Source organism: Streptomyces sp. NPDC056948 (assembly GCF_042674225.1).
Taxonomy (GTDB): Bacteria; Actinomycetota; Actinomycetes; order Streptomycetales; family Streptomycetaceae; genus Streptomyces; species Streptomyces purpurascens.
This window is the reverse complement of record NZ_JBHUQX010000130.1, coordinates 1-21,702: the sequence shown is the minus strand read 5'-3', so window position 1 is coordinate 21,702 and position 21,702 is coordinate 1. Positions and strand designations below refer to the sequence as shown.

The window sequence follows — 21,702 nt, the reverse complement described above, 5'->3', positions numbered from 1 at the left end:
GACCTGCGGGACCGCGGGTCAGGGGGACGGGGCCGTATCAGGAGGGCCGCTGGGTCAGCGCGGTGTCACTGCCCGCCTCCCATCCGCAGGAAACTGGCGGTGGCCTGCGCGTATCGCCGTCCCGACCCGTCCTCCAGCCAGGCTTCGGCGGTCGCGGTGGACCGCCCCACATGGAGGGTCCGGGCCACCGCGCGCACGTTGCCCGCCTCGCGGGACAGCCGGCGCATGAAGTTCATGCTCATGCTCACGGTGCTCACCACCGACTTGTCCTCGAGGGACGCCTGGACGGCTATCCACATCGCGGCGTCCAGCACGGTTCCGGCGACCCCGCCGGCCACCACACCGATGAGGTTCTCGTGCCGCTCGTCCGGCACGAACTCGATGACCGCCCGGCCGGGCTCGGCCTCCGTGACCTTGAAGTTCAGCAACTGCCCGATGGGAGGATTCGGCAGATCCCCGCTGACGATGCTCTTCAGCAGCTCCTCGCGCGACATCTCGAACGCGCGCATGGCCGCCGCACGGGGATCGCTCCAGCTGACTTCCAGCGTCCTCGCCTCGTCGCCGGTCCCCGCCGGGACACTCGTCTCCGTCATCTCAAGCCCTTCTCTCTGCGGAAGTCTCCATCGACGATCACGAAAGGGTTTTGTCGATCAAGGCGAAGATCTCGTCGGTCGTGGCCGATTCGACCGCGGCCGCCGTGATCTCCGCGGTGGAGTCGCGCTCCTCCAGGACGTCGGCGACGAGCGCGCGGATCTGCCGTGCCAGCCGCACCTTCTCCGAACCGGACGTGATCTGCGAAAGCACCGACCTGAGCGATTCGACATGGTGCTCGACGGACGTGTCCGGCCCGCCGTCGTCCAGTCGCGACAGCACCAGCTTCGCCACCGCCACCGTGGTGGGATGGTCGAACACCAGGGTCGACGGCAACGACAGTCCGGTCGCCTTCGCGAGCCGGTTGCGGAACTCCACGCCACCCAGCGAGTCGAACCCGAGCTCCGTGAACGGCGCATCGACGGGGATCGCCTCACCGGTCGTATGACCGAGCACAGCCGCAGCCTGGTCGCGGACCAGGTCCACGACGACGGCTTCCCGTTCGTCCGGACCCGCCGAAGCGAGCCTGCGCGTCAGTTCCCCGGCGTCACTCGCCTGCCCGACGGCCGCCGGCACCAGCCCGCGCAGGACGGCCGGCAGCAGCCCGTCGCGGGCCTGCACCGCCAGTCCCGCCCGGCTGAACCGGGTCGCGACGACCACCGGCCGGCGGGCACCGACCGCCAGGTCGAACAGCGCCAGGCCCTCGTCGTGGCCGAGCGCGTGCAGACCCAGTCGCTCCAACCGTGACAGCCCCGCGCCCCCCAGTCCGCTGGTCATGCCCGAGTCCTGCTGCCAGGGGCCCCAGGCCACCGAGACCGCCGGCAGGCCCTCGGCGACCCGGCGACGGGCGAGCGCGTCGAGGAAGCCGTTGGCCGCCACGTAGTTGCCCTGTCCGGGTGAGCCGAGCACAGCCGCGGCCGAGGAGAACAACACGAACGCCGACAGGTCGTGCTCCCGGGTCAGCTCGTGCAGATGCAGCGCCGCGTCGACCTTCGGTGTGAGTACGCGGTCCACCTGCTCCGCGCTCAGGGTCTCCACCGTGCCGTCGTCCAGCACACCGGCCGCGTGGACGACCGCGGTCAACGGGTCGCCGGCGGGCAACGCGGACAGGAGGTCCCGGAGTGCCGTGCGGTCGCCCACGTCACACGCCGCCACCTGCACCTCGGCTCCCGCCTCCCGCAGCCCGGCCACCAACTCCGCAGCCCCGGCGGCCGCCATGCCGCGCCGCGACACCAGCAGCAACCGCCGCACACCGTGCGCTGCGACGAGATGCCGGGCCACCAGGGCACCCAGGCCACCGGTACCGCCGGTGACCAGCACGGTGCCGGTACCGAACGACGCCTCTCCGGCGGCTGCGCCGAGCCGGGCCAGTCGCGGCGCCAGCAGTCGCCCTCCGCGCAGCAGCAGCTCGGGCTCCTCCGCACCCAGCGCCCACGTCACCGCCTCGGGGGAAAGCCCCTCGCCGTCGTGATCGAGGAGAGTGATACGGCCCGGATGCTCGGACTGGGCGCTGCGCACGAGCCCCGCCACCGCGGCCGCGACCGGATTCGGCACCTCACCGGGCAGCGATGCCGCACGCCGGGTTGCCACCACCAGGCGCATCCCGGGGAACCTGCCCTCGGCAAGCCACTCCCGCAGCACACTCAGCGTCGCCCGGACGGCCGTGTGCACGGTCGCCGCGGTCTCGTCACCCTCGGGACACACCGAGTCGGCACTCCACACCACCGCATCCGGAACCGACTCCGCCGCCGCGAGTTCCGCCTGATCGGCGAAGTGTTCCGCGCCCTCGATCGCGGGCACCGGCCCGAGCGTCGCGACCGACTGCCGCTGCGCGTCCTGGCGGACACCGGCGTCGACCCATTCCACGCCCAGCATCGAGCCGTTCACGCGCTGTGCCGTGTCGCCGAGCGAGCTTGCCTCGACCGGACGTGCGCGCAGCGAGTCGACGGTCACCACCGGCGCCCCGGTCTCGTCGACCAGCTCGATCCGGGCCTCGTCGCCACCCTTGCGGAGAATGCGGGCCCGTACCGCCGAGGCGCCCGTGCGGTGCAGCCGAACCCCGGCGAAGGAGAACGGGAGCGGCAGCCGTCCCGCCGGCATCGCCTGGGCGAGCCCGTCGATCACGGCATGGAGCGCCGCGTCGAACAGTGCCGGGTGGATGCCGAATCCCGTCGCCGAAGCGGGAGCGTCGTCGTCCAACGCCACCTCGGCGAACACCTCGTCTCCGCGCTGCCACGCCACCGACACACGCTGGAACGCCGTTCCGTACTCGAAGCCGAGATCGGCCAGGCGCCCGTAGAGGTAGGCACCGTCCACTCGCTCGGCATCGACGGGCGGCCAGATCCCCACCGGTGCCACGGCCGTGTCGGCGGGGGCCAGCACACCACTGGCGTGCAGCAGCCACTCGTCATCGGCGTCCGGTTCGGCGGTGGCGGATTCCCGCCTGGAGTGCACCGAGAACGGACGGCGCCCGGACGCGTTCACCGGACCGACGCTCAGCTGTACGTCCACGGCAGCGTCGCCGTCCATCAGCAGCGGCGACTCCAGCAGCAACTCCTCGACCATCCCGACGCCGACACGGGCGCCCGCGCTCAGCGCGAGCTCCACGAAGGCCGTGCCGGGCAGCAGCACGGACCCGAGTACCGCGTGGTCGGCGATCCAGGGGTGGGTACGCAGGGACAGCCTGCCGGTGAACAGCCACTCGTCCCGGCTCGCCACCCGCACCGCGGCCGTGAGGAACGGGTGATCGAGCGAGAGCAACCCGGCCCGGCTCAGGTCTCCGGTCGCGGACAGGTCGGCTTCGAGCCAGTACCGCTGGTGCTGGAAGGCGTAGGTGGGCAGCGCCACGGGCCTACGCCCCTCGACCAACGGCGCCCAGTCGACCCCGACTCCAGCGGTGTGCGCCTGGGCGAGCAGGGTCACGAACTGTTCGGCCTCGTCGTGATCGCGACGTGCCGCGGCAACCACCAGCGACCTGGCTTCGATGTCCTCGGGCAGGCACTGGCGGGTCATCGCTGCCAGAACCGCGTCCGGGCCGACCTCCAGGAAGCGACGAACACCGGAGGTGATGAGCGTTTGGATGCCGGGTGCGAAACGGACCGCCGTGCGGACCTGGCGGACCCAGTACGACGGGTCCAGAACCTCGTGGTCGGCCATTTCGCCGGAGACGTTGGACACCAGGGGGATCGCCGGCTCGTGATACGTCACCTCGCTTGCGACTGCGGCGAAGTCCTCCAGCATCGGATCCATGCGTGCCGAGTGGAACGCGTGACTCACCCGCAGACGGGATGTCTTCCGACCCGCCCGCATGAACTCACGCTCAACTTCGGCAACGGCGTCTTCGTCGCCCGAGACCACGACGGATCCGGGCGCGTTCACCGCCGCGATCGACACACGGTCAGTGGTGATCTCACCCTCGGACGCGGCGATGGCCAGCATCGCCCCACCCTCGGGAAGAGCACCCATCAACCGGCCCCGCGCCGCCACCAGACGGCAGGCATCCTCCAGCGACCACACACCCGCGACATGCGCCGCCACCAACTCGCCGATCGAGTGCCCGATCAGAGCGTCCGGGCGTACTCCGAAGGACTCCAGCAGCCGGAACAACGCCACCTCGAACGCGAACAACGCCGGCTGCGTGAACTCCGTCCGATCCAGCACCCCATCACCGGAGAACATCGCGTCCTTCAGCGAACGACCCAGCAGCTTGTCGAACTGGGCACAGATCTCGTCCAGCGCAGTCGCGAAGACAGGGAACGCCTCATACAACCCGGCACCCATACCCGCCCGTTGAGCACCCTGACCCGTGAACAGCAACGCCGTCTTGCCCGAGCCCACCACAGACCCAGCAACAGCACTCAAGCGCTCCAGCAGCTCATCGCGGTCACGGCCCACGGCCGCGCCACGCCACTCCAACTGCGCCCTCGACACCACCAACGAAGCGGCAACATCAGCCAGGTTCACATCCGGCCGCTCCAGCAGCCACTCCCGCAACCGCTCCGCCTGCGCCCGCAGACCCCCCTCACTCCTGGCCGACACCAACAACGCAACCGGAGCAAGCGAAACAGGAGCCTCATCGGCCGGCCGCGCGGCAGGAGCCTCCTCCAGAATCACATGCGCGTTGGTGCCACTGATCCCGAACGACGACACACCCGCCCGGCGAACCCTCTCCCCCGCCGGCCACGCCTCGGACTCGGTCAACAACCGCACCGAACCCGCGGACCAATCCACATGCGACGACGGCTCATCCACATGCAACGTCCGCGGCAACTGACCGTTCCGCAGCGCCTGAACCATCTTGATCACACCGGCCACACCGGCCGCCGCCTGCGTATGACCGATGTTCGACTTCACCGACCCGATCCGCAACGGCTCCTCACGACCCTGCCCATACGCCGCGATCAACGCCTGCGCCTCGATCGGATCACCCAGCGTCGTACCGGTCCCGTGCGCCTCGACCACGTCCACGTCGACCGGTGTCAGACCGGCATTGGCCAGCGCCTGCGCGATGACACGTTCCTGCGAGGGGCCGTTGGGCGCGGTCAGGCCGTTGCTCGCACCGTCCTGGTTCACCGCACTTCCGCGGATCACGGCCAGCACGTTGTGCCCCAGCCGCTGCGCCTCCGACAGCCGCTCCAGCACGACGACACCGACACCCTCGGACCACGCCACACCATCTGCGGAGGACGCAAACGACTTGCACCGGCCATCAGGCGACAATCCACGCTGCCGGGAGAACTCCACGAACAGCAACGGCGTCGACATCACCGTCACACCGCCGACCAGGACCAGCGACGTCTCGCCTTGACGCAGGGCCTGAGCCGCCATGTGCATCGCCATCAGCGACGACGAACACGCCGTGTCGATCGTCACCGCCGGCCCTTCCAGGCCCAGGGAGTACGCGACGCGACCGGAGACCACGCTGCCCGCCGAACCGGTGGCCACATAGCCTTCGGCGGCGGCTGCGGCCGACCGGGCGGTGTGCTCGTAGTCCTGGTACATCACACCGGCGTACACACCGGTGTCACTGCCCCGCAGTGATGTCGGGGGGATTCCCGCGTGCTCCAGTGCCTCCCACGACGCCTCCAGCAACAGCCGCTGCTGGGGATCCATCGCAGCCGCCTCACGCGGGCCGATCCCGAAGAATCCGGCGTCGAAGTCACCGGCGTCGGCGAGGAAGCCGGCCTCACGGGTGTACACGGTGCCGGGCTTGTCCGGATCGGGGTCGAACAGGTTGGCCAGGTCCCAGCCGCGATCCGACGGGAACGCGCCGATGCCGTCGCCCCCGGACCGCACGAGCTCCCACAACTGGTCGGCTGATTCGACACCGCCGGGATAGCGGCAGCTCATCCCGACGATCGCAATCGGCTCGTCCACGCGTGTGCGACGCGTGACCTGCCGAGCCCCCGTCCCCACGCCTTCGATCCGGGAGCGCAAGTACTCCGCCACCGCGGTCGCCGTCGGGTGGTCGAACACCAGGGTCGACGGCAACGACACACCGCTCGCCTGCGCCAGGCGGTTCCGGAACTCCACCGCCCCCAGCGAATCGAACCCGAGCTCGCTGAACGGCGTGTCCGGTCCGACCGTATCCGCGGAGGCATGCCCCAGCACGGCCGCAGCGCACTCGCGGACGGCGTCGAGGAGGATCACGCCGTGCTCGTCCCGAGGCGCCGCCGCGAGGCGCCCCGCCAAGGTCGCTGTCCTGTCGGCGCGACGCGCCGGAACCGGCGCCACCACCCGCAGGACGTCGGCCAGTGTGCCGGCCCGGGCCTGGGCGGCCAGCGCCGCGGTGTCGAAGTCGACGCCCGCTACCGAGGCCGCACCGGTGTGCACCGACTGGTCGAACAGGTCCAAGCCGTCGGCATCGGCCAGCGGGCGCAGGCCCAGTCGTCCGAGTCGCGTCAGGCCATCGCGACCGAGGTCGCGGGTCATCCCGCTGCTGGAGTCCCAAGGGCCCCAGGCGATCGACACAGCGGGCAGCCCGGCTTCGGCCCGGCACCGCGCCAGGGCGTCCAGAACGCTGTTGGCCGCCGCGTAGTTGCCCTGCCCGGGCGAGCCCACGACAGCCGCGACCGACGAGAACATCACGAACGCCGACAAGTCCAGATGCTGCGTGAGTTCGTGCAGGTGCAGCGCCGCATCCACCTTGGGCGCGAGCACCCGGTCGACCTGTTCGGCGCTCAGCTTCTCGATCGTGCTGTCGTCCACGACGCCGGCGGCGTGTATCACCGCCGTCAGCGGGAGTTCATCCGGGATGGCGTCCAGCAGCGCCCGCACCGCCACCCGGTCGGACACATCACACGCTGCCACCCGCACCCGTGCCCCGAGCCCGGCCAGCTCGGTGACCAGGTCCGCGGTGCCGTCCGCCTCTTCACCTCGGCGTGACACCAGCAGCAAGTCCGCCGCACCGTGCTCGACGGCCAAGTGGCGGGCCAGCCGGGCGCCGATGCCGCCGGTGCCGCCGGTGATCAGCACCGTACCGGCGCCCAGCGCCGCCCCGGGCTCGACCGCGGGTGCGGTGCCGCGTATCAGCCGTGGCACGAGGGTCCTGGTCCCCCGTACCGCTACCTGGGACTCCCCGACGGCCAGCGCGGCCGACACGATGTCGGCAGACACGTCGCCGTCGTGATCGAGCAGCATGATCCGGCCGGGGTGCTCGGACTGGGCGCTGCGCACCAGTCCGCGTACCGCGGCGGCGGCGAGATCGGGGCTCTCACCGGGCAGGCCCGCGGCGTTGTGCGTGACCACGACCAGCCGGGTGTCGGCCAGGGGGACTTCGTCGAGCCAGGCCCTGATCGTCGTCAGCGCCGCCTGCACACGATCGCGCACCGATCGGTCGGTGGTGTCGGTGCCGGCCTCGACCGTCCATGCCAGAACGTCCGCGGGGACCTCGGCGCGGGCCGCGTCGGCCGGGCTCGCGTAGTGGGCAATGGCGCCCGCCACCTCGGGCGAGTCGATCGCGGCGATCCGCGCGGCGGAGGCGAGGGTGGCCTCGGCCTCGGTCCATTGCAGCTCGTACAGCGGGGACCGGCCGGCCGGTCGCGCACCGGCCAGCGTCCCGGCGTCCACCGCGCGTGCGCGCAGGGACTCCACCGTCGCCACGGCTGCCCCTGCCTCGTCGACGGCTTCCACCCGTACGCTCTCGGCGCCGGTGCGGATGATCCTGGCCCGGACAGCGGCCGCACCGGCGCGATGCACCCGCACACCGGAGAACGAGAACGGCAACGGCACCCGTCCCGCGGGCATGTCCTGCGCCAAGGTGTCGATCGCGGCGTGCAGCATGGCATCGAACAACGCCGGATGCACCGCGAAGCGCGCTGCCGTTTCGCCGGTGGCGTCGTCCAGCGCGACCTCGGCGAAGACGTCGGGGGCACGGTGCCACACCGCACTCACGCCCTGGAAGGTCTGGCCGTACGCCACGCCCAACTCGGCCAGACGGTCGTACAGGTCGTCCGCCAGTACCGGTTCCGCGCCGGGCGGGGGCCAGGATTCTTCGGCAGTGCTCCCTCCCTCGGCACCGAAAGCCGCGACCAGCGCGCCGGTGGCATGCGCGACCCAGTCGGCGTCAGCGTCACCCGTGGCGGCACGGGAGTGGATGGAGAACGCGCGACGACCCTCGTCGTCGGCGCGGCCCACGGCAACCTGGAGATCCGCGGCTCCGTCACCGTCGAGCAGGAGCGGGGACTCCAGCAGGATCTCGTCTATCACCGCTACGCCGAGGCGTTCGCCAGCGGCCAGGGCCATCTCCACGAAGCCCGTGCCCGGCAGCAACACCGACCCCAACACCGCATGGTCGGCGATCCAGGGGTGGGTGGACAGTGACAGCCGGCCGGTGAAGACCCACTCGTCCTTACCCGCGACCGGCACGACACCGGTCAGCAACGGATGATCGAACCGGTCACCGACGCTGTCCACGCGGGGCTGCAACCAGTACCGCTGGTGCTGGAAGGCGTAGGTGGGCAGCGCCACGGGCCTGCGCCCCTCGACCAACGGCGCCCAGTCGACCCCGACTCCAGCGGTGTGCGCGTGGGCGAGCAGGGTCACGAACTGCTCGGCCTCGTCGTGATCGCGACGTGCCGCGGCAACCACCAGAGACCTGGCCTCCACGTCCTCCGGCAGGCACTGGCGGGTCATCGCTGACAGAACCGCGTCCGGGCCCACCTCCAGGAAACGACGCACGCCAGAGGTGATGAGCGTGTCGATGCCGGGTGCGAAACGGACCGCCGCGCGGACCTGACGGACCCAGTACGACGGGTCCAGCAACTCGTGGTCGGCCATTTCGCCGGAGACGTTGGACACCAGCGGGATCGCCGGCTCGTGATACGTCACCTCGCTTGCGACCGCGGCGAAGTCCTCCAGCATCGGATCCATCAGCGCCGAGTGGAACGCGTGACTCACCCGCAGACGCGACGTCTTCCGACCCGCCCGCATGAACTCACGCTCAACCTCAGCGACAGCGTCCTCGTCGCCCGAGACCACGACGGATCCGGGCGCGTTCACCGCCGCGACCGACACACGATCATGGGTGACTTCACTCTCGGACGCGGCGATGGCCAGCATCGCCCCACCCTCGGGGAGAGCACCCATCAACCGGCCCCGCGCTGCGACCAGACGGCAGGCGTCCTCCAGCGACCACACACCCGCGACATGCGCCGCAACGAGTTCACCGATGGAATGCCCGATCAGAACGTCCGGGTGTACTCCGAAGGACTCCAGGAGGCGGAACGAGGCGACCTCGAACGCGAACAACGCCGGCTGCGTGAACTCCGTCCGATCCAGCACCCCATCACCGCCGCCGAACATGACGTCCTTCAGCGAACGGCCCAGCAGCTTGTCGAACTGGGCACAGATCTCGTCCAGCGCGGTCGCGAACACTGGGAAGGCGTCATACAACCCTGCGCCCATACCGGTGCGTTGTGCACCCTGACCGGTGAACAGCAACGCCGTCTTGCCCGAGCCCACCACAGACCCAGCAACAGCACCCAAGCGCTCGAGCAGCTCATCGCGGTCACGGCCCACGGCCGCGCCACGCCACTCCAACTGCGCCCGCGACGCCACCAACGAAGCGGCAACATCAGCCAGGTTCACATCCGGCCGCTCCAGCAGCCACTCACGCAACCGCTCCGCCTGCGCCCGCAGACCCCCCTCACTCCTGGCCGACACCAACAAAGCAACCGGAGCAAGCGAAGCCGTAGTTGGAGCCTCATCGGCCGGCCGCGCGGCAGGAGCTTCTTCCAGAATCACGTGCGCGTTGGTGCCGCTGACACCGAACGAGGACACACCCGCCCGCCGTACTCGATCGGTCACCGGCCACGGCTCGGATTCCGTCAGCAACCGCACCGCGCCCGCAGACCAGTCCACATGCGACGACGGCTCATCCACATGCAGCGTCCGCGGCAGCACCTCGTGCCGCAATGCCTGCACCATCTTGATCACACCACCGACACCGGCAGCCGCCACGGTGTGCCCGATATTCGACTTCAACGAACCGATCCGCAGCGGCTCTTCACGGTCCTGTCCGTACGCGGCGATCAGCGCCTGTGCCTCGATGGGATCGCCGAGGGTGGTTCCGGTCCCGTGCGCCTCGACCGCGTCGACATCGACCGGTGTCAGACCGGCATTGGCCAGCGCCTGAGCGATCACGCGTTCCTGCGACGGGCCATTCGGCGCGGTCAGGCCGTTGCTCGCACCGTCCTGGTTCACGGCGCTTCCGCGGATCACGGCCAGCACGTTGTGCCCCAGCCGCTGAGCGTCCGACAACCGCTCCAGCACCAGCACACCGACACCCTCGGCGAAACTCACACCGTCCGCCTCGGACGAGAACGCCTTGCAGCGGCCGTCCGGGGACAGGCCCCGCTGGCGGGAGAAGTCGATGAAGATGTCGGGCTCGGCGGCCACGGTGACGCCGCCGGCGAGCGCCAGCGAGCTGTCTCCCTGACGGAGTGCCTGACAGGCCAGATGCAGCGCGACCAGCGACGACGAACACGCCGTGTCCACCGTCACCGCCGGACCCTCCAGGCCGAACACATACGCCACCCGACCCGAAATGACACTGTGCGACGTACCCGTCAGCCGGAAGCCCTCCAGGTCACCCGAGACCCGATCCGCGTACCCCGACGCACACGCACCCGCGAACACACCCGCGTCCGAGCCCCGCAACGACACCGGATCGATCCCCGCATGCTCCAGCGCCTCCCACGACGCCTCCAGCAACAACCGCTGCTGCGGATCCATCGCCAACGCCTCACGCGGCGACACACCGAAGAACCCGGCGTCGAAATCACCCGCACCGCTGAGGAATCCGCCGAACCGCGTGTACACCGACCCGGGCCGGTCCGGATCCGGGTCGAACAGCTCAGCAAGGTCCCAACCACGGTCGGACGGGAACGCACCGATCGCGTCCCGGCCCGCCTCGACCAGGCGCCACAGTTCCTCGGCCGATCCCGCACCACCGGGATAGCGCGCGCCGATCCCGACGATCGCGATCGGCTCGTCGAGCGCCGCCCGCCGCGAGACCCGCCGTTCGGGGAGCTGCGTCTGCTCGCCCTCGATCCGGGAACGGACCAGTTTGGCCACGGCAGTGACGGTCGGGTGGTCGAAGACGAGGGTCGACGGCAACGACAGGCCGGTGCCCTTCGCCAGCCGGTTCCGGAGCTCCACACCACCCAGCGAGTCGAAGCCGAGTTCGGTGAAGGGCACGTCGGTGCCGATCGCGTCGGTCGCGGCATGTCCCAGTGCCGCTGCCGCGTGTCCTCGGACGAACTCGACGACCAGAGCGTCCCGTTCGTGTGCGTCCGCCGCCATGAGCTTGTGTGCCAGCGCCCCCGCAGCACCCGCACGCCGCTCGGGCACGGGGACGAGCCCGTGCAGGACGGCGGGCAGGAGGCCGGCCCGGGCCTGCAACGAGAGTGCCGCGCGATCCAGGTCGACCGCGGCCATCAGTGGTTCGGTGGCGGCCACCGCGAGATCGAACAGTCGCAGACCGAACTCGTTGTCGACCGGGCGCAACCCCATGCGTTCCAGTCGGGCGAACCCGGTCCGGCCGAGGCCGCCGGTCATGTCGCTGCGCTGGTGCCACGGGCCCCAGGCCACCGACAGGGCCGGCAGACCGGCGCTGTGCCGGTGCCGGGCCAGGGCGTCGAGGGCGCTGTTCGCCGCGGCGTAGTTGCCCTGACCGGGCGACCCCAGCTGTGCCGCAGCGGACGAGAACAGTACGAAGGCCGACAGGTCGCGGTCGAGGGTCAGCTCGTGCAGGTTCAGCGCCGCGTCGACTTTCGCGGCGAGCACCCGGTCCACCTGGTCGGCGGTGAGGGTTTCGATCGTGCCGTCGTCGAGCACACCGGCCGAGTGGATCACGGCGGTGAGGGGGCGGTCGGGCTCGATGGAGCCGACCAGAGCCGCGGCAGCGGCCGGGTCGGCCATGTCACAGGCCGCCACCCGGACCCTGGCACCGCGCTCGGTCAGTCGCGTCACCAGTTCCGTGGCGCCCTCGGCCCGGCCGCCGCGCCGTGAGACGAGCAGGAGGTCGCGTACGCCGTGCGTCTCCACGAGGTGTTCGGCGACCAGCGAACCCAGTCCGCCGAGGCCACCGGTGATGAGCACGGTGCCCGTACCGAACGACGGCTCGGGCTCCGCCGCCGGCGCGGGCGCCCGCCCGAGGCGCTGTACGCGCAGACCGCCCTCGCGGACCGCTACCTGCGGCTCGTCCGCGGCCAGTGCGGCGGCGACCACGTCCGCGGTGACCTCGTCGAGGCAGTCGACCGAGACGATCCTGCCCGGGTGTTCGGACTGTGCGCTGCGCACCAGGCCGCGGATGGCGGCCGCGGCGGGATCCGGGGATTCGCCGGGCAGGCCCGCGCCGTTGCGGGTGACCACCACGAGCGTCGACCGGGCGCAGCGGTCGTCGGCGAGCCAGGTCCGCAGGACGGCGAGCGTCGCATGCACCCGGGCGTGCACCCCGGTCGCGACCGGCCCGGGCTCGGCCGGTTCCTCGCCGACGGTCCACACCACCGCGTCCGGACTGTCCCAGGAGGCGAGAACGGCGTCGAGCTCCGGCTGTCCGTGCTCGATTCCGGGCACGGTCCCGACCGACACCATCCGTGGCGGGTCCGCCGGGGCGGACGACGGCATCTGCTTCCACTGCGGCAGGTGAAGGGCCTGCCGGGAGTCACGCCGGGTCTCGAGGAGCGTGCCGGCGTCGATCGGCCGGGTGCGCAGCGCCTCGACGGTGAGCACCGCTTCGCCCGTCTCGTCGAACGCCGCGATCCGTACCCGGTCGCGGCCCGCGCCGGTGATCCGGGCCCGGACCGCGTCGGCCCCGGGCCGGTACAGCCGCACCCTGGTGAACGAGAACGGCAGCGGCAGCTTGCCTTCCTCCCCCTCGCCGAGCAGGCCGAGGCCGTGCAGGGCGGCGTCGAACAGCGCGGGGTGGATGCCGAACCTGCCCGCCTGTTCGGCGGTCGTGTCGTCCAGGGACACCTCGGTGAAGACCTCGCCGTGGTGCTGCCACACCGACGTGACGCCCTGGAAGGCGCTGCCGTAGCCGAAGCCCAGCCCGGCCAGGCGGTCGTAGAGGGCCTGGCCGTCGAGGTGTTCCGCGTCCTGCGGCGGATCGGCCGGCTCCGGCGCGTCGTCGCCGACGGCCGGTGCGAGCATCCCTTCCGCGTGCAGCACCCAGTCGGCGGGGGCGGCCGTGCGGGAGTACACCGTGAGTACGCGCCGCCCGCGGTCGTCGGGTTCGCCGACGGCGACCTGGACCTGGATGTCGTCCTCGCCGTCGATCACGAGCGGTGCCTGGAAGACGATCTCCTCGACGACGGGGCAGCCGAGCTTCTCCCCCGCGCACAGGGCCATTTCGACCATGGCCGTTCCGGGCACCACGACGGTGCCGAACACCACGTGGTCGGCGAGCCATGGATGGGTCCGGGAGGCGATGCGGCCGGTGAACAACCACTCGTCCCGGCCGGCCAGTTCCGCTGCCGCGCCCAGCAACGGGTGGTCCGGGAAGACCAAGCCGGCGTGGGTGACGTCACCGCCGCCGCCCGGCGCCTCGGGCCGGGTCCAGTAGCGCTGCCGCTGGAACGCGTAGGTCGGCAGATCGACCCTGGTCACCGCGCGGTTGCGGAACCGGGGCTCCCACCGCACCGGCAGACCGGCCGTATAGGCCTGGGCCAGCGCGACGGTGAACTGCTCGGGCCCGCCCTGGTCCCGCCGCAGGGAGCCGACGATGCTCACGCGGTCGGCGAGTCCGGCCGCCTCGGCGGTGGCCGCGAGGGCGACGGTGAGCACCGGGTGGGGGCTGGTCTCGATGAAGCTGGTGAAGCCCGACCGCATCAGCGCCTCGGACGCGGCAGCGAACCGGACCGGTTCACGCAGCGCCCGGTACCAGTAGTCCGCGTTCAGCCGGGAGGTGTCCACGTAGTCCGCGTGCACGGTGGAGAAGAGCGGCACGGTGCCCGGCCGGGGCGTGATCGGTGCGAGGTCGCGCAGCAGGCGGTCACGCAGCCGTTCGACGGCCTTGGAATGGGAGGCGTAGTCGACGGGGATGCGCTTCACCCGCACCCCGTCCTGCCGGCACGCGGCGAGGAACTCGTCCATGGCGTCCAGGTCGCCGGACACCACCGCCTGCACGGGGCCGTTGACCGCCGCGAGCGACAACCGGTCGCCGTACGGTTCCAGTCGCGCCCGGGCGGCCTCCTCGCCGAGGTTCACGAAGGACATCGCCCCGGCGCCGGCGAGTTCCTCGGCGACGGCGAGGCTGCGCAGGGCGACGACCCGGGTCGCGTCCTCGAGGGTGAGCGCGCCGGCGATGTGTGCCGCGGCGATCTCGCCCTGCGAGTGGCCGATGACCACATCGGGTTCGACTCCCTCGGCCTGCCACAGCTTCGCCAGCGAGACCATCACGGCGAACAGCGCCGGCTGGACGACGTCGACCCGGTCCAGTGACGGTGCGTTGTCCGCACCGCGGAGCACCGCGCTCAGAGACCAGTCGACATACCGGCTCAACGCCTCCTCGCACGCCGCCATGGACTCGGCGAACGGGCCTGTGGTCGCCAGCAGTTCGAGTGCCATCCCCTGCCACTGGCTGCCCTGCCCCGGGAAGACGAACGCCACCTTGCGTGACGTCGCACGGCCGGTGACCACACCGTCGGCGGCGGCTGCCGATTCCGGTTCGGCCAGCGCCGCCAGACCGGCGAGCACCCCCTCCCGGTCGTCGGCCACCACTCCGCCACGCCACTCCAGCGCGGTGCGGGTGGTCAGCGACGCGTAAGCGAGGTCGTCCACGCCCAGGCCGGGACGTTGCGCCACCCACTGCCGCAGCTTGGCCGCCTGCGCGCGCAGCCCGGCCTCGGTCCTGGCCGACACCACCACCGGGGTGTTCGGACGCGCCGACGCGGTCGGCTCGTCCGTCGGCGCGATCGGCTCGTCCGTCGGCGCGGTCGGCTCGTCGGCGCCCGTGTCGGCGGACTCTTCGGGGGCTTCCTCCAGGATCAGGTGGGCGTTGGTGCCGCTGGCGCCGAACGACGACACACCTGCCCGCCGCACCCGTTCCCCTGTCGGCCACGGCTCGGCGTCCAGGAGCAGCCGGACCGATCCGTCCGACCAGTCCACGTGCGGGGTGGGGGCGTCCACGTGGAGGGTCGCGGGCAGTACCTCGTGCCGCAGGGCCTGCACCATCTTGATGACGCCACCGACGCCCGCCGCCGCGGACGTGTGCCCGACGTTCGACTTGAGCGAGCCGATGCGCAGCGGGCCCCCGGCCCCGGCCCTGCCGCGGCCGTAGGCGGCGATCAGGGCCTGGGCCTCGATCGGATCGCCGAGCGTGGTTCCGGTGCCGTGCGCCTCGACCGCGTCGATGTCCGCCGGGTTCAGACCGGCGTTAGTGAGCGCCTGCGCGATCACCTTCTCCTGGGAGGGGCCGTTGGGTGCGGTCAGCCGGTTGCTGGCTCCGTCCTGGTTGACCGCGCTGCCGCGGATCACGGCCAGGACGCGGTGCCCGAGGCGGCGCGCGTCGGACAGCCGCTCGACCGCGAGCATGCCCAGGCCCTCGGAGAACCCGGTGCCGTTCGCCGCGGCGGCGAACGCCTTGCACCGCGCGTCCGGTGACAGGGCGCGCTGCCGCCCGAACGCGATCAGGAGGGTCGGGTCGGACATCACCGTGACGCCCCCGACCAGCACCAGTGACGTGTCTCCCTGCCGGAGCGCCTGGCATGCCAGGTGCAACGCCACCAGGGACGACGAGCACGCGGTGTCCACCGATACGGCGGGGCCCTTGAGGCCCAGTGTGTAGGCCACGCGGCCGGACAGGACGCTGGCCGACACACCGAGATAGGTGTGCCCTTCCGATTCGGCCGTCAGCGCGGGGGACCCCACGCGGTGGCCGTAGTCCTGGTGGATGACGCCGGCGAACACACCGGTGTCACTGCCGCGCAGCGACGCCGGGTCGATTCCGGCGTCCTCCAGTGCCTCCCACGAAGCCTCGAGGAACAGGCGTTGCTGCGGGTCCATCGCCGCCGCCTCGCGCGGGCCTATCCCGAAGAATCCGGCGTCGAAGTCACCGGCTCCGTCGAGGAATCCGCCTTCCTTGGTGTAGACGGTGCCCGGCGAGTCGGGGTCGCTGTCGAACAGCTTCTCCAGGTCCCACCCGCGGTCGGGCGGGAACGGCCCGATGGCGTCGGTCCCGGACGCGACCAGGTCCCACAGGTGCGCGGGGGTCTCGACACCACCGGGGTAGCGGCAGCTCATCCCCACGATCGCGAGAGGTTCGCGGGCACGCTCCTCGAACGCGTGGATCTGCTTGTTGGCCGCGCGGAGATCTCCGGTGAGTTTCCTCAGGTACCGGCTGAGCCGTTCCTCGTTGTTCTTGCTGGGGTTGCTCATGCTGGGCCAAACTCCTCGTCGATCAGATCCAAGAGTTCGTCATCGGAGTGGAATGCGAGATCGTCGGAATCGCCACCCGGCCAGGGGGCCAGGTAGGTGCTGAGGCGGTCGTTGACGCCCCGCAGCACGGCGACCGTCTCGTCGTCGCCGCCGGCGTCGGCGATGATCCGCTCCACCAGTGCGTGAAGCCGGTCGATGTCTCCTGGGACGGCGGACTTCGTTTCCGCGGGTGCGGTGACGGTGGTCCGGGCCAGCAGGTATCCGGCCATGTCGTTCACCGTCGGGTAGTCGAACACCAGCGTCGAGGGCAGCGACAGCCCCGTCACCTTGGCCAGGCGGTTGCGGAACTCGACCCCGCCGAGGGAGTCGAAGCCCAGCACGTCGAAGCCGCGGTCGGGGTCGATGTCGTCGACCGACCCGAAACCGAGAACGGTCGCTGCCTGTTCCCGCACCAGGTCGACGACGACGTGGAGTCGCTTCTCGTCGGGTACGCCGTGCAGTCGTTCGCCCAGCGAGACCGAACGGTTCGACACCGTCACCGACGCCTGCTGCCGCGCGCGGACGAACCCGCGCAGCACCGCCGGCACCGCACCGGTCTGCGCTTCCAGACGCAGGTCGTCCGGGTCGAACCGCAGCAGTGCCGGCGCCGGCTCCCGCACGGGCACGGACAGCGCCTGGTCGAACAACCGCAGACCGTCAGCGCTGTCCAGCGGGTGCAGACCGAGCCGGGCCAGCCGCGCCACGGCGGTCCGGTCGAGGCCTCCGGTCATGCCGGCGTCCTGCTGCCAAGGGCCCCAGGCCAGGGACACGGCAGGCAGCCCTTCGGCGCGGCGGCGCACCGCCAGGGCGTCCAGGAAACCGTTGGCGGCGGCGTAGTTGGCCTGGCCGGCCGAGCCGATCAGGCCCGCTACCGAGGAGAAGAGCACGAACGCCGACAGCTCCGCCTCGCGGGTCAGTTCGTGCAACGACCACGCGGCATCGGCCTTCGGCGCGAACACCCGTTCCATCTGGTCGGCGGTCAGGGTGTGCACGGTGCCGTCGTCGAGTACCCCCGCGGTGTGGATCACGCCGGTCAGCGGCTGGTCGGCGGGCAGCGTGCGCAACAGCTCGCGCAGCGCGTCCCGGTCGGTGACATCGCACGCGGCGACCCGGGCCTCTGCACCGGCTCCGGCCAGCTCGGCCACGAGTTCGGCCGCGCCTTCGGCTCGCTCACCGCGCCGGGACACCAGCAGCAACCGGCGTACGCCGTGCTCGTCGACGAGATGGCGGGCCAGAAGTGCTCCCAGCCCACCGGTCCCGCCGGTGATCAGCACGGTCCCGGTCCCGAACGACACCGGAGCGGCAGCCGGGGCGGACACGGCTTCGAGGCGGGGCACCAGCACGCTGTCGCCGCGCAGGGCCACCTGGGGTTCACCGGTCGCCAGCACGGCCCGTACCGAGTCGCCCGAGACGTCCGTACCGCCGGAGCCGGCGCGGTCGAGCAGCACGATCCGGCCCGGGTACTCGGTCTGAGCGCTGCGGACGAGCCCCCAGACCGCCGCCCCTGCCAGGTCCGGTACCTCACCTGGCAAGGTCGCCGACGCACCCGAGGTGACCACGACCAGCCGTGACCCAGCGAACCGGTCGTCGGCCAGCCAGCGCCGCACCGTGTGCAGGGCCGCGACGACCAGCTCACGAGTGGTCGCCGGATCGTCGTGCGGGACGGCGGCCGCCTCCCAGACGACGGCGTCCGGCGCGGTGGGCGCCGCGGCGAGCGCCACCGGATCCGGGTAGCGGTCCGCGATCCCCGGCACCCCGACAGTGCCGAGCGAGGCCAAGGTCACCGCCGCCGGATGCTCGGCCGGGGCGGTGGCCTCGGTCCAGCGCAGTCCGTACGCCTCCGCCCGGGCTCCCGGCAGCGCGGCGCGGAACTGCTGGACGTCGTAGGAGCGCATGACCACTTCGTCGATGGTCACCACCGGGTTGCCGTCCTGGTCGACGGCCACTACGCCGATCGCCTCACTGCTGCGCCGCACGGCCATCACCCGCAGCGACGTCACCTCGGCGGTGCCGTGGAAGCGTGTGCCGCCCCAGCGGAACAGCAGCTTGCCCTCGGCCGCGTTGCCCGGGTGCTCCGGCCAGATCAGACAGGCGAGCCCCGCGTGCATCACCATGTCGAACAGCGCCGGGTGCAGGTGGAACCGCTCGGCCGGGGTGTCCGGGTTGAGGGTCACCTCGGAGAACACCGTGTCTCCGCTGCGCCAGGCGGCGTCGACACCGATGAACGACGCTCCGTACTCCAGCCCGGCGGCACGCGCCACCTGGGCCGGGATCCAGCCGGTGTCGACCGGTTCGGCCGCGATCGGCGGCCACGGCTCGGCGCGCATCGCGTCCACGAGCCCCGTGTCGGCGGGCTGCCCGCCGCTCAGTATTCCGCTGGCGTTGCGGCTCCACTCGCCGACAACGCCTTCGACCGCGCGACGGTAGTGGAACGTGAACGGCCGGCGCCCGGAGGCATCCGGTTCCTGGACCAGGACCTGCAGTTCCACCTCGCCGTCCTCCGGCGGGAGGATCGGCGTTTCGAGGGTGAGTTCGTCCACGCCGGGGCTGCCGATCCGGTGTCCGGCCACCAGCAGCATCTCCATCAGCGCCGCACTCGGGACCAGCACCACGCCGTAGGTGGTGTGGTCGGCGATCCACGGGTGAGTTCGCAGCGAGAACCGGCCGGTGAACAGCCATTCGTCACGGTCGGCCACCCGGACCACGCCGGTGAGCAGCGAGTGGTCCGACGCGGCCTGGCCCTGCCCCGCCGGGCGGGGCTGCAACCAGTACCGCTGGTGCTGGAAGGCGTAGGTGGGCAACGCCACGGGCCTGCGCCCCTCGATCAACGGCGCCCAGTCGACGGCCACTCCAGCGGTGTGTGCGTGGGCGAGCAGGGTCACGAACTGTTCGGCCTCGTCGTGGTCGCGACGTGCCGCGGCGGCCACCAGCGACCTGGCTTCGATGTCCTCGGGCAGGCACTGGCGGGTCATCGCTGCCAGAACCGCGTCCGGGCCGACCTCCAGGAAGCGACGCACGCCGGAGGTGATGAGCGTTTGGATGCCGGGTGCGAAACGAACCGCCGTGCGGACCTGACGCACCCAGTACGACGGGTCCAGCACCTCCTGATCGGCCATTTCGCCGGAGACGTTGGACACCAGGGGGATCGCCGGCTCGTGATACGTCACCTCGCGGGCAACTGCGGCGTAGTCCTCCAGCATCGGATCCATGCGTGCCGAGTGGAACGCGTGACTCACCCGCAGACGGGATGTCTTCCGACCCGCCTGCATGCACTCACGCTCAACTTCGGCAACGGCGTCTTCGTCGCCCGAGACCACGACGGATCCGGGCGCGTTCACCGCCGCGATCGACACACGATCATGGGTGACTTCACTCTCGGACGCGGCGATGGCCAGCATCGCCCCACCCTCGGGAAGAGCACCCATCAACCGGCCCCGGGCCGCCACCAGACGGCAGGCATCCTCCAACGACCACACACCCGCGACATGCGCCGCCACGAGTTCACCGATGGAATGCCCGATCAGCGCATCCGGCTTCACTCCGAAGGACTCCAGCAGCCGGAACAACGCCACCTCGAACGCGAACAACGCCGGCTGCGTGAACTCCGTCCGATCCAGCACCCCATCACCGCCGCCGAACATGACGTCCTTCAGCGAACGGCCCAGCAGCTTGTCGAACTGGGCACAGATCTCGTCCAGCGCAGTCGCGAACACCGGGAACGCCTTGTACAACCCTGCGCCCATACCGGTCCGTTGTGCACCCTGACCGGTGAACAGCAACGCCGTCTTGCCCGAGCCCACCACACCCGACCCGGTCACAGCACTCAAGCGCTCGAGCAGCTCATCGCGGTCACGGCCCACGGCCGCGCCACGCCACTCCAACTGCGCCCGCGACGCCACCAACGAAGCGGCAACATCAGCCAGGTTCACATCCGGCCGCTCCAGCAGCCACTCCCGCAACCGCTCCGCCTGCGCCCGCAGACCCCCCTCACTCCTGGCCGACACCAACAACGCAACCGGAGCGGTTGGAGCAGGGGCGTCGTCCGCCGGCCGCGCGACAGGAGCCTCCTCCAGAATCACATGCGCGTTGGTGCCGCTGACACCGAACGACGACACACCCGCCCGCCGCACTCGATCGGTCACCGGCCACGCCTCGGACTCGGTCAGCAACCGCACCGAACCCGCAGACCAGTCCACATGCGACGACGGCTCATCCACATGCAACGTCCGCGGCAGCACCTCGTGCCGCAACGCCTGCACCATCTTGATCACACCACCGACACCGGCAGCCGCCACAGTGTGCCCGATATTCGACTTCAACGAACCGATCCGCAGCGGCTCTTCCCGGTCCTGTCCGTACGCGGCGATCAGCGCCTGTGCCTCGATGGGATCGCCGAGGGTGGTGCCGGTCCCGTGCGCCTCGACCGCGTCGACATCGACCGGGGTCAGACCGGCGTTGGCCAGCGCCTGCGCGATCACGCGTTCCTGCGAGGGGCCGTTGGGGGCGGTCAGGCCGTTGCTCGCACCGTCCTGGTTCACGGCACTTCCGCGGATCACGGCCAGCACGTTGTGCCCAAGCCGCCGCGCCTCCGACAACCGCTCCAGCACCAGCACACCGACACCCTCGGCGAAACTCACACCGTCCGCCTCGGACGAGAACGCCTTGCAGCGGCCGTCCGGGGACAGGCCCCGCTGGCGGGCGAAGTCCACGTACAGGTACGGAGTCGCGGCCACGGTGACTCCGCCGGCCAGTGCGAGGGACGTCTCGCCCTGGCGGAGGGCCTGGCACGCCACGTGCAGTGCCACCAGCGACGACGAACAGGCCGTGTCGATCGTCATCGTCGGGCCTTCCAGGCCGAACACGTACGACACACGTCCGGAGACCACGCTGTGCGTGGTGCCGGTCAGCCGGAAGCCCTCCAGGTCGCCCGACACCTGGTCGACATAGCCGGAGGCACAGGCACCGGCGAACACACCGGTGTCACTGCCCCGCAGCGACGAGGGGTCGATCCCGGCGTACTCCAGGGCCTCCCACGACGCCTCCAGCAACAGCCGCTGCTGGGGATCCATCGCCAGCGCCTCACGCGGTGAGATGCCGAAGAACCCGGCGTCGAAGTCGGCGACACCGTTGAGGAATCCGCCGCCTCGGCTGTAGACGGTGCCGGGCTTGTCCGGATCCGGGTCGATCAGCCTG

At 71.1% G+C, this 21,702-nt stretch carries 3 protein-coding genes; all 3 read right to left on the bottom strand.

Translation table 11 applies throughout. From position 1 onward, the window contains the following. Nucleotides 1-65: 65 nt before the first annotated feature. Nucleotides 66-593, bottom strand: a complete 528-nt coding sequence (locus ACFTZL_RS18640) for a PaaI family thioesterase (protein ID WP_382583630.1) — start codon at nucleotides 591-593, stop codon at nucleotides 66-68. A gap of 37 nt (nucleotides 594-630) precedes the next feature. Next, nucleotides 631-16,470 carry a type I polyketide synthase gene (locus ACFTZL_RS18635; protein ID WP_382583628.1) on the bottom strand — a complete coding sequence of 5,280 codons (15,840 nt, stop codon included), beginning with the start codon at nucleotides 16,468-16,470 and terminating at the stop codon, nucleotides 631-633. Beyond that, a partial coding sequence (locus tag ACFTZL_RS18630) for a type I polyketide synthase (RefSeq protein ID WP_382583625.1) occupies nucleotides 16,467-21,702 on the bottom strand: 5,236 nt, incomplete at its 5' end. The genes ACFTZL_RS18635 and ACFTZL_RS18630, both read right to left, overlap by 4 nt.